At 44.5% G+C, this 577-nt stretch carries 1 protein-coding gene; it reads left to right on the forward strand.

Annotation, left to right across the window (positions count from 1 at the left end; all coding sequences use genetic code 11):
* Positions 1-90 precede the first annotated feature (90 nt).
* On the forward strand, positions 91-577 hold a 487-nt coding region (locus A3729_RS09245; RefSeq protein WP_068633725.1), incomplete at its 3' end, for an RsmE family RNA methyltransferase.

Consider the following 577-nt stretch of genomic DNA (forward strand, 5'->3'; position numbering starts at 1 on the left):
CAATGTGGGCTCTCTTTGAAGTCGGAGTGCTGTTTTCAAAACTCGTCGAAAAGAAGCGCAACGAAGAACCTGTAAGCGAATAACAATTAGATGAACCTGCTACTGTTATTCCCCGAAAATATGCACAGCGAAACACTGGCTGAGATTTCCGGTCGTCAACTCGAACATATGCATGAGACTCTAAAGTCAAAAGTTGGAGATAACATACGCGTTGGCCTGCTCAATCAGCAAATTGGCCTAGCCACTATTACAGCTCTCACTACGGAGTCTGCCAAACTCGATATCGAGTGGCAAAAAGAAGCGCCCGCACCACTCCCCTTAACACTCATTATTGGTCTACCCCGACCAAAAATGTTAAAGCGAATCATTCAAACCGCCACAACAATGGGCGTGAAGAAAATCTATTTCCTCAATGCCTGGAAGGTAGAAAAGAGCTTTTGGCAAAGCCCCTGGCTAAGTGAAGAAAAAATTCTAGAGAATTGCATCCTTGGCTTAGAACAAGCTCAGGATACCGTGATGCCCGAAATTCATATCAAAAAGCGCTTCAAGCCCTTTGTTGAAGATGAATTACCTGCAC

It is taken from the genome of Oleiphilus sp. HI0043, from assembly GCF_001634935.1.